Annotated in this window: 12 protein-coding genes and 1 pseudogene; 9 read left to right on the forward strand and 4 right to left on the reverse strand. The window is 72.1% G+C overall.

Translation table 11 applies throughout. The annotated features are described in order from the left end of the window. Positions 1-2: 2 nt before the first annotated feature. Entirely contained in the window at positions 3-1550 is a 1548-nt protein-coding gene (locus PGH47_RS24500) for a PqqD family protein (protein ID WP_271665234.1), read from the reverse strand. 230 nt (positions 1551-1780) lie between these two features. Here PGH47_RS24500 and PGH47_RS24505 point away from each other — a divergent pair, with 230 nt between their 5' ends. The 7 genes from PGH47_RS24505 to PGH47_RS24535 are packed head-to-tail and all read left to right on the forward strand — an operon-like array spanning position 1781 to position 8301. After that, a complete protein-coding gene (locus PGH47_RS24505) occupies positions 1781-2026 on the forward strand; it encodes a phosphopantetheine-binding protein (protein ID WP_163016846.1) in 246 nt (81 codons plus the stop codon). Then, complete coding sequence (locus tag PGH47_RS24510; protein WP_271665235.1) at positions 2023-2829, forward strand: FkbM family methyltransferase; 807 nt, start codon at positions 2023-2025, stop codon at positions 2827-2829. Before PGH47_RS24505 ends, PGH47_RS24510 begins: the two co-directional genes overlap by 4 nt. Further along, on the forward strand, positions 2826-4994 hold the full coding sequence (locus PGH47_RS24515) for an amino acid adenylation domain-containing protein (protein WP_271665236.1): 2169 nt from the start codon (positions 2826-2828) through the stop codon (positions 4992-4994). The genes PGH47_RS24510 and PGH47_RS24515 overlap by 4 nt, the downstream gene beginning before the upstream one ends. Positions 4995-5035: 41 nt before the next feature. Then, positions 5036-6235 carry a TauD/TfdA family dioxygenase gene (locus tag PGH47_RS24520; RefSeq protein ID WP_271665237.1) on the forward strand — a complete coding sequence of 400 codons (1200 nt, stop codon included), beginning with the start codon at positions 5036-5038 and terminating at the stop codon, positions 6233-6235. Positions 6236-6279: 44 nt separating this feature from the next. Then, positions 6280-6537 (forward strand): MbtH family NRPS accessory protein, encoded by a 258-nt coding sequence (locus PGH47_RS24525; RefSeq protein WP_271665238.1) that lies wholly within the window; start codon positions 6280-6282, stop codon positions 6535-6537. Next, positions 6534-7769 (forward strand): ATP-grasp domain-containing protein, encoded by a 1236-nt coding sequence (locus tag PGH47_RS24530; protein WP_271665239.1) that lies wholly within the window; start codon positions 6534-6536, stop codon positions 7767-7769. Before PGH47_RS24525 ends, PGH47_RS24530 begins: the two co-directional genes overlap by 4 nt. A 13-nt stretch (positions 7770-7782) precedes the next feature. Next, the gene (locus tag PGH47_RS24535) at positions 7783-8301 is read left to right on the forward strand and encodes a flavin reductase family protein (RefSeq protein ID WP_271665240.1); all 519 of its coding nucleotides are present in this window, start codon (positions 7783-7785) and stop codon (positions 8299-8301) included. A 97-nt stretch (positions 8302-8398) separates the two neighbouring features. Here the strand turns inward: PGH47_RS24535 and PGH47_RS24540 are convergent, their stop codons facing one another. Together PGH47_RS24540 and PGH47_RS24545 are read right to left on the reverse strand one after the other, a co-directional pair. Further along, complete coding sequence (locus tag PGH47_RS24540; RefSeq protein ID WP_271665241.1) at positions 8399-9001, reverse strand: ABATE domain-containing protein; 603 nt, start codon at positions 8999-9001, stop codon at positions 8399-8401. A gap of 194 nt (positions 9002-9195) precedes the next feature. After that, a complete protein-coding gene (locus PGH47_RS24545) occupies positions 9196-10725 on the reverse strand; it encodes an MFS transporter (RefSeq protein WP_271665242.1) in 1530 nt (509 codons plus the stop codon). Between the two features lie 134 nt (positions 10726-10859). Here PGH47_RS24545 and PGH47_RS24550 point away from each other — a divergent pair, with 134 nt between their 5' ends. Then, positions 10860-11525, forward strand: a complete 666-nt coding sequence (locus tag PGH47_RS24550) for a TetR/AcrR family transcriptional regulator (RefSeq protein WP_376052398.1) — start codon at positions 10860-10862, stop codon at positions 11523-11525. A gap of 15 nt (positions 11526-11540) precedes the next feature. Here the strand turns inward: PGH47_RS24550 and PGH47_RS24555 are convergent, their stop codons facing one another. Beyond that, the gene (locus PGH47_RS24555) at positions 11541-12440 is read right to left on the reverse strand and encodes a LysR family transcriptional regulator (protein WP_271668142.1); all 900 of its coding nucleotides are present in this window, start codon (positions 12438-12440) and stop codon (positions 11541-11543) included. Between the two features lie 79 nt (positions 12441-12519). Here PGH47_RS24555 and PGH47_RS24560 point away from each other — a divergent pair. Further along, a pseudogene (locus tag PGH47_RS24560) lies at positions 12520-13416 on the forward strand (EamA family transporter); the annotation flags it as partial. Positions 13417-13526 lie beyond the last annotated feature (110 nt).

The following is a 13526-nucleotide window of genomic DNA, read 5'->3' on the forward strand; positions in this document are numbered from 1 at the left end:
AGTTACCTTCCAGAGATCAGCTCGTCGACGACGGGACCGTCGGGCGTGTGCCGGGTCGCGATGCGCTGCTTGTGGGGATCGCCGTCGAGAATCAGGTCCACGACCCCCGACTGTCCCATGCCGGTCATGGAGCGCGTGGTCCGGGCCGCCAGTACGCGCAGCTGGGCCAGCGGAAGCCCGCTGAACCGCTCCAGCTCGGCCACCAGGTCCGCCTCGTCGCCGGCCGGGTCCGCCTCGGAGGTGAGCAGCGCGACCATGGCGTCCACCCGCTCCAGCAGCTCGGGCTGTTCGGCCTTGACGTAGCCGGCCAGACCGGCGCCGCCGTCGGTGAACGGCGAGTGGACCATGCAGACCAGCTGCTCCTCGGTGATCTCGAAGCAGTCCTGCGCGTAGGTGTCCATGCCGGCGCGCATGCGCTCGACGGCGCCCTCGCCCTCGTACCGGGAACCGATCAGCTCGATCAGCTGGTCGGGGAACTCCTTCTTGCGCATCAGCTGCTTGCCGAACTTCACGTACTCGTCCAGGCCCTCCTCGTAGGAGCGGCCGTAGACGCGCTCGCACTTCAGGCCGCGTATGTGGGCCATCAGCGCCGGGTTGCCGCAGTCGGACTCGGAGAAGCTGAAGGCGAGTTCGTCGAAGCGGAAGCCGAGGAAGTCCGTCAGCAGGTCCCAGTGGTCGCCGGAGGCGTAGGCGGTGTCGTCGTAGATCGAGAAGAAGCGCAGCTGGTCGGGGGTGTCGTGGTGGACCCGGCGCTCGTGGATCAGATTCTTCGCCCCGGCGCCGTAGATGTCGCTGAAGTAGGCGCGTCCGATGTTGTCCGTGGCCTTCAGGACGCCGCGGAAGCCGGCCCGGTCCTGTCCCTCGGGGGCGACGCCCATGCGCTCCGCGAGACGGTGGATCCACACCAGGTAGGTGCGCTGCTCGTAGGGGGAGTCGCCGGTGATGATGACGTCCACGCCGCCGTCGTGGGAGGCGCCGAGGCCGAAGGCGTGGGCCGCGCTCAGGTTGCAGGCGTTGCAGAAGGTCGGGCGGCCGTCGCCGAGGGTGCGGTGGCCGGTGACCAGGATGTCGAGGCGGTTGCGGGCGACGACGTGGTCGCGCTGCGGCAGGTCGACGTGGAATGGCGAGATTTCGTCCCCGTCGACGAGCAGTTGCTCGCAGTCGGGGTCGGCCTCCAGCCGGAGCGCCGCGTAGGTGCGGTCGATGTTGTGCATCACGGCGACGGGCATTCCGGCGTGCCGCATGGTGACCACGCGCAGCCGGAACGTCTCACCCGCCTCCTCCAGCAGCCGCAGCTGCATGGCCCGCACGAAGGCGGTGGTGTAGGCGCTGTCCTTGCCGCCGCCGTAGGCGACCATGACGACCCGCTCCGGGAGCGGGCCCAGTTCCTCCAGCTGGGCGCGGAGTTTGGGGACGCAGCGTTCCACCTCGTCCCAGTGGCCCGAGGACATCCAGTGCCGCAGCTCCTGAAGGGTCGTCCTGCGCAGTGCGGCGACGTCCTGCGGGGCCGGCCGGCCGGGCCCGGTCGTTTCGGTGATCTGGGTGGACAATGTCGGATCCCCTCACAAACGGAAGGGGGAATTTCCAAATTCAGTACGCGATCCGCGCGTCCCGGGCATCCCCCAATGCAACTCGCCGGAGGATAGCGCAGGGGTGACTCGGAATGTCCACCGCAAGAAAAGGATTGAGACGCGGCAAAAACGGACTCTCCCCTTCGGTTGTCTCATGATCCGAGATCGAACCTTTTCCGATCCGTTAAGTGCGTGCTACCGTCCGTGGCGTGATCGAGAATGGCCTCTCAGGCGCAGAGATCGAGCAGGAGATTCGAGACATCTGGAGGGGGTTGTTCGGTGTCGACGTAGGTCCTGATGACAACTTCTTCGACCTCGGCGGCGACTCGCTGAAGGTGGTGGACGTCGTCGCGGCCGCTCGAAAGCGGGGGATCACTTTCCGCAGTTCGGCGGTGTTCAGAAACCCGACGCCGTCTCTGCTGGCGTCCAGCCTGACCAGGGATGATGCCAGGTGAGCCAGCAGGAGCTGCCCAACGGTATGACCGTGCACGGGCTGAACCGCAATGAGACCGAGTATCTCTACAAGGAAATCTTCGAGGACGAGGTTTATACACCGGGCGACGGTTTCGGTTTTCCGGAACGGCCCGTTGTCTTTGATGTGGGCGCCAACATAGGAATGTTCGCTCTGTTCATGGCGGCGAAGTTCCCGGAAGCCCGGATCTTCTCCTTCGAGCCGGTGCCGCGCACCTTCGACGCATTGCAGAAGAACGCCGGTGGCGTGCCGAACGTGTCCGTCTTCAACATGGCCCTCGGGGACGCCGCGCAAACCCGTGAGCTGACTTTTTACCCGCAGTACTCGATGATGTCGGGCTTCGACGCCGATCCGGAAGTCGACCGGGCGTTGGTCAAGTCGTACATCGGGAACATCGCGGAAACACTCGACGAAGACCGCCGGGATTTGCTCCTGGAAGAGGCGGACGAACTGATCGGCGAGCGCTTCGACACGGTGGAGCGGGTGCCCGTCCGGATCGACCGGCTGGAGACGGTCGCCGCCGACCTCGGCATCGACCGCATCGACTTCCTGAAGATCGACGTCGAGGGCTTCGAGGTGAAGGTCCTCGAAGGCATCGGCGACGCGCTGTGGTCCCGCATCGGCCGGGCCGCCGTCGAGGTCGAGGACGACAACGGCGAACTGGCCGTGGTCACCAAGCTGTTCGCCGAGCACGGCATGGAGACCGTGGTCGAGCAGCCGGCGGAGTACCGCGGCACCAGCGTCTACACCGTCTTCGCCGCCCGTCCGGCGGGAGGCGCGCCATGACCCCGGCCGGCGCGAGCGGCGCCACGGTGTTCGCGCTGCCCACGGCATGGCGCCCGGCGCCCGGATCCGACCCGGCACCGGAAACGGCCGTCGTCGAGCACGCCGACCTCGCCGACGGGCTGGGCGCGCTCGCCGGGATCTGCGGCACCGACCTGCCGACCGTGCTGCTGGCCGCCCACATCAAGGTGCTGGGCATGCTGGGCGAGGCGGACGAGCGGTGCGCCGAGGTCGCGGACGGCGCCGGGATACGGCACGTCACCGTGGTCCGGACGGCGGCCACCTGGCAGGAGCTGGTGTTACGCGTCGCCAAGGCGGAACGGCCGGCGGCCGGCTCCGCCGACGAGGTGACGCACGGCGAACGCGCCCTGTTCACCGCCGGGGCGGAGGCCGGCGGTGAGCGGGACGGGAGCGACGAGGGCGACGAGGGCGTCGAACGGTTCGCGTACGGCCTGCGTGTCCGTGCGGACGCGCGTCGGCTGACGCTCACCGCCGCCCTCGCCCCGCCGTACCTCGCCCGACTCGCCTCGATGTACCGCGAGGTCCTGCGGGCCATGGCGGCCGGCCCCGACGGGGACGCGCTCGCCGCCCGTCTCGACCCGGACGAGCGCCGGGAGGTGCTCGGCGACTGGAGCACGGGGCCGCGGCTCGACCGGGGCGCCGGCACCGTCGTCGAGCTGATCGAGGCCCAGGCCGCCGCGACGCCCGACGCGACGGCCGTCAAGGTCGCCGGCACCGGGACGACGTACCGGGAACTCGACGGGCGGGCCAACCGCATCGCCCGCCGGCTGGCCGGGCTCGGCGCCCGTCCCGACGCACTGGTCGGCGTCTGCCTGCGCCGCACCGCCGATCTGCTGCCCGCGCTGCTCGGCGTGTGGAAGTCCGGCGCCGGCTATCTCCCGCTCGACCCGGCCCTGCCCGCCGAGCGGCTGCGGCACATGATCGACGCCGCCGGATGCGAGCTGGTGCTCACCGAGTCCGCCCATCTGCCGGCCCTGGAACCGCTGACCGGCGGCGACGTCGTCCTCCTCGACCGGGAACGGGAGTCGATCGAGGCGCTGCCCGCGACACCCCTCGACCGCACGACGCATCCGCGCTCCCTCGCCTACGTCATCTACACCTCGGGCTCCACCGGCAACCCCAAGGGCGTGATGGTGGAGCACACCGGGCTCGCCAACTACCTGCTGTGGACGGCCGAGACGTACGCGGCACGCGGCACCGGCGGCTCCCCGGTGTTCTCGTCGATCTCCTTCGACCTGGGCATGCCCAGCCTGTTCGCCCCGCTGCTGACCGGGCAGCCCGTCCATCTGCTGCCCGACCCGCTGGACACCGCCGACCTCGGCGACGAACTCGCGGCCGGGGCGCCGTACAGCTTCATCAAGATGACTCCCGGCCATCTCGACCTGCTGAGCTACGACCTGACCCCCGACGAGATCCACTCGCTCGCCGGACTCGTCATCGCCGCCGGCGACGCGTTCACCAGCGAACTGGCGCGGCGCTGGCTGGAGTTCGCCGGGCCCGGCGGCACCCCGGTGGCCACCGAGTACGGGCCCACCGAGATCACCGTCGGCAACTCCGGGGAGACGCTCACCGAGCCGCCCGCCACCGAGCTGATCCCGCTGGGCGCTCCCATCCCCAACACCACCATGTACGTCCTCACCGACCGCCTCGAACCCGTGCCCGTCGGTGTCCCCGGCGAGGTCTACATCGGCGGTACCGGCGTGGCCCGCGGCTACCTGGACCGTCCCGGCCTGACCGCCGAGAGGTTCCTGCCCGACCCGTACGGCGCACCCGGATCCTGTCTCTACCGCACCGGTGACCGGGCACGGTGGCGGGCCGACGGCTCGCTGGAGTTCCTCGGCCGCGTCGACCACCAGGTCAAGATCCGCGGGTTCCGGGTCGAACTCGGCGAGATCCAGGCCCGGTTGCGCGAACACCCGGACGTCACCGAGGCCGTCGTCATCGCGGTCGGCCCGGTCCGCTCCCGCTCCCTGGCGGCCTATGTGATCCCCGCCGGGGGAACGCCGATGGACGCCACCGGACTCCGGGACCACCTGGCGGCCGTACTGCCCGCCTACATGCTCCCCGCGCACTTCGTCGCCATCGACCAGGTGCCGCTGACGACCAACGGAAAGGTCGACACCCGCGTGCTGCAGGGCCTGCTCTGACCGCGGCGTGTCCCGTCCGTACCTCACGAGAGGCGAACAACGTGTCCATCGCTGACATATCGGCCGGGTCGGGGACGTCCCACGACACGGCCGGACCGAAGGAGGGGGCCGAGTCCCGGTCCGGGGCGGAGGTCGACGACGCGGCCGAGCCCGGGTACGGGGCGGAGGTCGACGACGCGGCCGAGCCCGGGTACGGGGCGGAGGTCGACGACACGGCCGAGCCCGGGTACGGGGTTCAGGTCCATGACGCGGCCGCGCCCGGCCCCGGCCCCGGTGCCGAGAGCGAGGTTCCGGTCCGGCTGGAGCTCACCGGCGAGGAGCGTGCCGCCGTGGGTGAGCTGGCCGAGCAGCTCACCCGGGTCCCGCCCGGCCTGGTCGACGCGCACGCGTGGGTGGCCGAGGCACGCCGGCTGAGCTGCCGGCTGCCCCTGCGGCTGCTGGAGCGGATCCGCCAGTACCGCAGCGACCCCGGCCCCGACGGCATGCTGTGCCTGGCCGGTCTGCCGGTCGAGGACGGGCCGCTGCCCGAGACGCCCGCCGTGCCGGACTCGGTCGAGCGGGACGCCACCGTGCCGTCCGCCGTCGCGATGCTGATCGGACAGCAGCTCGGCGAGGTCATCGCCTACCGCGACGAGAAGTACGGGGCGCTGGTGCAGAACGTCGTGCCGGTGCCCTCGCTCGCCGCCTCCCAGAGCAACGGCGGCTCCGTACCGCTGGAGTTCCACATCGAGAACGCCTTCCATCCGCACCGGCCGCACTACGTCGGCCTGCTGTGCCTGCGCTCCGACCACGAGGGGACGGCCGGCACTCAGATCTGCTCGGTCCGCCGGGTCCTCTGCCTGATCGACGAGGCCGACCGCAAGATCCTGGAGGCGCCCCGCTTCGTGACCGAGGCGCCGCCCTCCTTCCGCTCCGCCGAGCGCACCGAGGCCCACCCGGTCCTCGTCGGCAACCCCGAGGACCCCGACATCCGCGTGGACTTCAACGCCACGGTCGCCCTCGACGAGGAGGCCGCCGGCGCCCTGGTCCGGCTGCGCGAGACCATGACGGACGCCTCCGAGTCGGTGGTCCTGCGCCCCGGCGAGCTGGTCTTCGTCGACAACCGCCTGGTCCTGCACGGCCGTACGAACTTCGTCCCCCGCTACGACGGCCGGGACCGCTGGCTGCACCGCATCTTCGTCCACCTGGACAACCGCCTCACCCGGGCGCACCGGGCGGGCAACGGTCCGGTGCTGGTCTGAGCGGGCCACCGACAACCGACGGACGGCACATGGAGAGCAGCAGCGTGACCACAGCAGACGTGGACGTCGACGGGAACGACGTGAACGGGTCCGGGGCGGGCGCGGGGGACGCGGTCGAGGCGTTCGTCGTGGTCGTCAGCGAGGAGGGCCGGCACTCCCTGTGGTGGCCCGGCCGGCCGGTGCCCGCGGGCTGGCGCGTCGCGTCCGACCCCGGCAGCTGGCAGGAGTGCCTGGACCTGATCGAGGAGCGCTGGACCGGGCTGCGGACCCGGCCCCGGCTCGCTCAGGGGGACCCGCGGTGAGCGCCCGCCCCACCCTGGTCCTGGTGGACGCCCTCACCACGGGCGCCATGCTGGCCCGCGCGGCCGCCGCCGACCACCGTGTGGTGCATGTGCGTTCGCGCGCGGAGCTGCCGGCGACCTTCGCCGCGAGCCTGCCCACCGAGGTCTTCGCGGAGGACCTCACGTATCCGGGCCGCGCGGATGAGGTGCTCACCCGGCTGCGGGCACAGGCACCGGTCGCCGTGATCGCCGCCAGCGAGTTCGGCGTGGAGGTCGCCGACGAACTCGCGGGCCGCCTCGGACTGCGCGGGAACGACCCCGTGCTGTCGACGGCCCGGCGCGACAAGTCCCGCATGATGGAGGTCCTCGCGGCGGCCGGCGTGCCGACCCCGCGTCAGCTGCGCGGCAGCGATCTCACGGAACTGCTCGACTGGCGCCGCGCCCAGGGCCTGGCGCGGGTGGTCGTCAAACCGCTGGACAGCGCCGGCTCCGAGGACGTGTACACCTGCGACACCGAGCAGGAGGTGGCCGCAGCACTGCGGGCGGCCCTCGGCAAGACCAATCTGATGCTGTGCGCGAACGAGGCGGTGCTGATCCAGGAGCACCTCGCCGGGGACGAGTACGTCGTCAACAGCGTGAGCAGGGACGGGAATCACTGGTTCACCGATGCGTGGATCAGCCGCAAGCAGGTCGTCTCCGGCAAGCGGCTCGTCTACGACCACGAGGACCTGCTGCCGCCGGACGCACCCGTGCTCGACGAACTCCTCGACTACGTCGGCCGGGTGCTCGACGGCCTCGGCATCGCCCACGGCCCGGCCCACACCGAGCTCATCCTCACCCCGCACGGGCCGCGCCTGCTGGAGACCGGCGCCCGGCTGTCCGGCCTCGCCAACCCGCCCGCGCTCCAGCGCTGCACCGGCGCGGACCAGGTCACCCTGACCCTCGACAGCCACACCTCGCGGGCGGCGGCACTGCGCTCCCGCCCCCGGCGCTACGTCCGCCACGAGTCGGCCCGCTGCGTCAACCTCCTCGCCCACCGCGAGGTCCCCCTGCCGACGCACGCGCTGCGAGCGGCCCTGGAACGGCTCCCGGCCTTCGAGAGCGTCCGCTTCCGCAAGGCCGACGGCACCCGGACCCGCCCGACCGTCGACCTCAACTCCTCGCCGGGCGTGGTGTTCCTGGTGCACCGGGACCCGGAGGAGATCGAGAGCAGCTACAAGATGCTGCGGGCCGTGGAACGGGAGTTGCTGTGAGGAGACAGGTCCTATGCCGGTGAGTCCGGAGAGCTTCAGGGAGTTGTTCGGCTCCTTCCCGGCGCAGGTGGCGGTCATCACCGCGGTCGGTACGGACGGCCGGCCGCGCGGATTCACCTGCACGACCACGTGCGCGGTGTCGGCGGCCCCACCCCTGCTGCTGATCTGCGTGGACGAGAACTCCCAGACGCTGCCCGCGATCCTGGCCGGCCGGAGCTTCGTGGCGAACGTCCTCGCGGCGCCCGGCGAGGAGGCGTCGAGGATCTTCGCGGGCAAGGCGCGGGACAAGTTCGACCGGGTGGCGTGGGAGCCGTCGCGCAGGGCGGGCGGCGCCCCGATCCTCACGGACGTCGCGCTGGCGTACGCGGAGTGCCGGGTGGTGCAGACCGTGACCGCGGGCGACCACCGCATCATCGTCGGCGAGGTCGAGGGCAGCGCTGTCTACCCGCGCGAGCCGCTGCTGTACGGCAAGGGCGAGTACCACGCCTGGCCGGTCGTCCCGGTGGCCGTGGGCACGGGCGCGGGAGGCTGAGCGGGGTGCTCGCCGCCGATTCCGCCCGTCGCGAGCGAACTGGCCCTGACCTTGGGAATCTCCCGCACCCCACCGGCACTGGCGTGACCCTCGCCCCTCAGTCGGCCGTCGCCCGGGTGCGGCGGGCGTAGGCGCGGGCCGCGCGGGCCCGGTCGCCGCAGCGGGTGGAGCACCAGTGGCGGCGGCCGTGGCGCAGGAGGTAGCGGTTGCAGGGGGCCGAGCCGCAGGCCGTGAGGCGTTCGGCGTCGGCGGAGGTGAGCAGGTCGGCGGCGTCGGCGGCGAGGGTCGCCAGCGCGTGGTCGACGATCTCGGTGGTGGGGTGCGTCGCGGCCCGGTAGGGACCGTCCTTCTCGTCCCACCGGAGCAGCGGAGCCGTCGGCACCCTGGTCAGCGCGTCGTTGACGGCGGTCAGCGCGGCCGGCAGCGCGGGCAGCGCCGCGACCCGCGAGTCGAACAGCGACCGGACCTGCTCGCGCAGCGACCGCAGCTGTGCCGCGCACATCTCCCGGATCCCGGCGTCGACGGGAGCGAGCCCGCGCTCCACGAGCCACTCGTTCGCCGCGGCCGGAGTGCCGAGCTGATCCACGAAGTGTCCGCCCGGCAGCGCGATCACGCTGTTGACGAGGGCGAGCGACGGGTACTGCTCCGCGCCCGGCGCGGGCGGCACGGGCGGCTCGACGTTCTCGTTCATGGCTCTCATGGTACGGAGTCCGTCGATCCGTGAGATGCCCGCAGCCCGGCGCGGCTCGGGAGGGGGAGGAGGAGCCGCCGGGCCGCGGGGCGGAAGGGCGGGGCACCCGCACGGGATGCCTTCGGCGGACGCCCCCCCGGCGGGCGCTCACCGGCAGAAACCCCCCGGCGGGCGCTCACCGGCAGACACCCCCCGGCGGGCGCTCACATGTGGACGACCGGCGCCGCGTCCGGATCCGTGGCCGGTGCGCCCCTCCGGTACAGCACGACGCTCACGACCAGGCCGACGGCGAAGAAGACCGCCGACCACCAGTAGGCGGTGGAGTAGGCCTCCAGCCCTGCCTGCGCCTGCACCGCGGGGTCCCTGGGGTTCCGGCCGGTGAGGTAGTCGGTCGCGGCGCCGGTGGCCAGCGTGTTCAGCAGGGCCGTACCGATCGAGCCGCCGACCTGCTGCATGGCGTTGACGGTGGCCGAGGCGACCCCGGAGTCCCTGGCGTCCACACCGGCGGTCGCCAGCCCCATGGCGGGCGCGATGACCAGCCCGAGCCCGAAGCCGGCTGCGAGCAGCGGGGGCAGCACATCGGTGGCGTAACCGCTGTTCAGATCCAGTGCCGTCATCCAGACCATGCCGGCCGCGGCCAGCCCCATGCCGAGCGGGACGATCGGCTTGGGTCCGATCCGGGGCACCAGCACGCTGGAGGCGAGGGTGGCGCTGATCATGAGTGCGACGGTCATGGGCAGGAAGGCCAGCCCGGTCCTGACCGGCGTGTAGCCGAGGCTCTGCTGGAGGTAGTAGGTCAGGAAGAGGAACACCCCGAACATGCCCGCGCCGCTGATCAGGACCGAGACGAAGGAAGCGCCGCGGTTGCGGTCGAGCAGCACGCGCAGGGGCAGCAGAGGGTGGTCGGCACGCGTCTGCCACCAGGTGAACGCCGCCAGCAGTACGGCTCCGGCGACCAGGAAGCCCCAGGTGGCCGGCGAGTCCCAGTCGTGCGTCTCGGCGTTGGAGAAGCCGTAGACCAGGCCGAACAGGCCACCGCCGACCAGGATCGCGCCGGGCACGTCGAGCGTGGCGGACCGGTCCCGGCTGGTGCGGCGCAGCAGCACCGCTCCACCGACGAAGGCGACGGCGGCGAAGAGCAGGTTGACGTAGAGGGTCCAGCGCCAGTCGAGGTGCTCGGTGAGCAGTCCGCCGAGCAGCAGCCCTATGGCTCCGCCGGCGCCCGCGATGGCGCCGTACACGCCGAAGGCCTTGGCGCGTTCCCTGGCGTCGGTGAAGGTCGTCGTCAGCAAGGACAGGGCGGCGGGTGCCAGCAACGCGCCGAACAGGCCCTGTACGGCACGGGCGGCGACCAGCATCTCGAAATTGGTCGCGGCCCCGCCGAGCGCGGACGCCCCGGCGAAGCCGACCAGGCCGACCAGGAAGGTCATCTTGCGGCCGAACAGGTCGGCGATCCGGCCGCCGAGCAGCAGCAGACTGCCGAAGGCCAGGGCATAGGCGGTGACGACCCACTGCCGGTCGCCGTCGGAGAAGCCCAGGTCCTGCTGTGCCGACGGCAGGGCGATGTTCACGATCGTGCCGTCCAGCACGACCATCAGCTGGGCCACACCGATGACGGCGAGGATCCACCAGCGATGGCGCGGCGACGCCTCGGCGGACGGCGGGGGTGGCGGGTCGACGGGGGAGGTGGGGGAGTCGGTGGCGTCGGTGGCGTCGGTGGGGGTCCGGGACATGGCGAGGGCTCCGCTTCGAGGGTTCTGACGGTTGTCAGATTTGCCTGACGAGTGTCAGATTAGCTCTCGTCTGACAGGTGTCAAGTAAGGTGTGGGCGGCCCCCCGAGTGAGGCCACGCAGTGAGGAGGCAGGAGTGGGTGCACGAGCCGAGTCCGCCCGCAGGCCGGGACGCCCCGGCGCGGACACGCCCGCGGTGCCGGAGGAGCAGAGCATCCTGCAACGCGGCCTGGAGGCCTTCGCGGAGCTGGGATACGACCACGCCTCCGCGCGGGAGCTGGCCCGCCGACTCGGCGTCAGCCACAACTTCATCAACGACCGCTACGGGTCCAAGGCGGCCTTCTGGCGCGCGGTCGTCGACCACGCCCTGGGCGGGCAGCTGGCCCGGATGCCCGAGGTGGACGACTCGGTCGACGACGCCGAGCGGCTGCGGCTGATCATCACCGGCTTCTACCGCAGCGCCGTGGACACTCCGCTGGTCGGACGGCTCTTCGTCGAGGAACTCAACCGGGAGACCGAGCGGTTGGACTACCTCTACGAGCGCTACATCGCCCCCACCCTCCAGACCCTGACGCCCAGCATCGAGCGGCTCGTGGCCGAGGGGCGCATGGCACCCGTACCGATGGACGTCCTGTTCTTCGCCGTCATCCCGCCCGTCTCCGGCATGGTGGAGGTGCCGCTGGCCCGCCGCCTGGGCAGGGCCGTGCCCGCCTCGCCCGAGCAGCTCACGGCCACGGCCGAGACGCTCGCTGCGCTGGTGGTCAACGGGCTGCTGGCGAAGGGGCCGGTGCCGCGCGGCTGAGCCCCCGACCCCGGGTCAGGAACCCGCGGAGTGCGGCCGTACGCCGAGGACGTCGAGCATCGCCCGGGTCGCCGGGCTGGGGTTGAAGCGGCTCCACACCAGGTACTCCAGGCGATGCGGCCCGTCGAGCACGCGGACCAGCGCCAGTTCGGGATCACCGGCGGCCAGCGGACGGACGTACGCGGAGGGCAGCAGCGCGATGCCGAGCCCGCGCGCGACCAGCCGGGAGATCAGCTCGACCACCCCGGCCTCGTAGGCGACGTCGCGGACCAGGCCCGCGGCGGCGAAGGCGCGGTCGGACTGGGCGCGGGCGGGGGTGCCGGCCGCGAAGTCCACGAAGGTCTCCTCGGCGATCTCCTCCAGCGTGACCCGCTGCGCGCCCGCGAGCCGGTGCCCGGCCGGCACGACCAGGGCGTGCTCGTCGTGATCGAGGACCAGGGTCTCCACGCCGGACGGCCGCTCGCCCTCCGGCAGCCCGAGAAAGGCGATGTCCAGCTCGCCGTCCCGCACCGCCGCGGCCAGCTCGTCGCTGCGCCCGGAACGCAGCACGACGTGCACGTCCGGGTACCGGGCGCGGTACCGCTGAAGCAGATCCGGTACGTCCACCGCGGCCGTCGTCACGATCACACCGACGGCGAGCCGGCCCCGTACGACCCCGGTCGCGGCGGCGGCGTCGGCGACCGCGCGGTCGGCGGCGGCCAGGCAGTCGCGCGCCGCGGCCACGAACGCCACGCCGGCGCTGGTGAGTTCGACGCGGCGGCTGGAGCGGGCGAACAGTTTGACCCCGAGCTCCCGTTCCAGACCGGCGATCCGATGGCTGAGGGACGACTGCACCACGAAGCAGCGCTCCGCAGCGCGCGTGAAGTTACGGGTTTCGGCCACGGCGACGACGTAGCGCATCTGCTGGAGATCCACAGACCCATGATTCTGGTTCATGGCTGCGATGACAACCATGTGTTGGAGGCATGGGGCCGGGCTGCGGAGACTGCTTCTCATGCATCCCACGACCGAGCGGCCATCGGGGCTGCCGCGGGTCTCCCGCGCGCTGCCGATCGCGACCGTCGCACTGACCGCCCTCGCCCCCGCGGCGTGGGGCACCACCTACGCCGTGACCACGGAACTCCTCCCGCCCGGCCATCCGATGTTCGCCGGGCTCGTCCGCGCCCTGCCCGCCGGACTGCTCGCCCTGGCGATCACCCGCGTGCTGCCGCGCGGCGACTGGTGGTGGAAGGCCGGCGTCCTCGGCGCGCTCAACATCGGCACCCTGTTCCCGCTGCTGTTCCTGGCCGCCGAACGACTCCCCGGCGGCGTCGCCGCCACCCTCGGCGCCGCCCAGCCGCTGCTGGTCGCAGGGCTCGCCATCGCGGCGCTCCACGTCCGGCCGACGGTCTGGCGATGGACCTGGGGCGTGCTCGGGGTGGCCGGGGTCGGGCTCGTCGTACTCGGTCCGGAGGCCCGGCTGGACGCGGTCGGAGTGCTCGCCGGTCTCGGCGGTACGACCGCGATGGCCTGCGGCACGGTCCTCACCAAGCGCTGGGGGCGACCCGCCGGCGTCGGCCCCCTGACCCTGGCGGGTTGGCAACTGACCATGGGCGGGCTGCTGTTGCTCCCGCTCACCCTCGCCATCGAGGGTGTGCCGCAGCGGATCGACGCGGGGGCGGCGACCGGCTACCTCTGGCTCGGCAGCGTGGGCGGGCTGATCGCGTACACGCTGTGGTTCCGTGGCATCGGGAAGCTGTCGGTGGGCGCTTCGGCACCGCTGGTGCTGCTGTCCCCGCTGGTCGCGACGGTCATCGGCACAGCCCTGGGCGAATCCCTGAGCCTGCCCCAGTCCCTCGGCTTCGCCCTCGCTCTGGCCGCGCTGCTGGCAGCGCAGTTCGAGTCCGCGGCGGGGGTGTGGAGGGTGCTGGTGCGTGGGCGACGACAACAGCGGCCGGGGCCGGGGCCGGAAGGGTTGCGTGGAGGGGGGCCGGTTCTGGGGGTGCCGGTCCGGGGTGAGTC

This window comes from Streptomyces sp. HUAS 31 (assembly GCF_028198125.1).
GTDB lineage: Bacteria > Actinomycetota > Actinomycetes > Streptomycetales > Streptomycetaceae > Streptomyces > Streptomyces chartreusis.

Coding starts and splice junctions, on each gene's coding strand:
- PGH47_RS24515 (WP_271665236.1), top strand. CDS start 2,826: ATGACCCCGGCCGGCGCGAGCGGCGCCACGGTGTTCGCGCTGCCCACG.
- PGH47_RS24545 (WP_271665242.1), bottom strand. CDS start 10,725: ATGTCCCGGACCCCCACCGACGCCACCGACGCCACCGACTCCCCCACC.
- PGH47_RS24535 (WP_271665240.1), top strand. CDS start 7,783: ATGCCGGTGAGTCCGGAGAGCTTCAGGGAGTTGTTCGGCTCCTTCCCG.
- PGH47_RS24540 (WP_271665241.1), bottom strand. CDS start 9,001: ATGAGAGCCATGAACGAGAACGTCGAGCCGCCCGTGCCGCCCGCGCCG.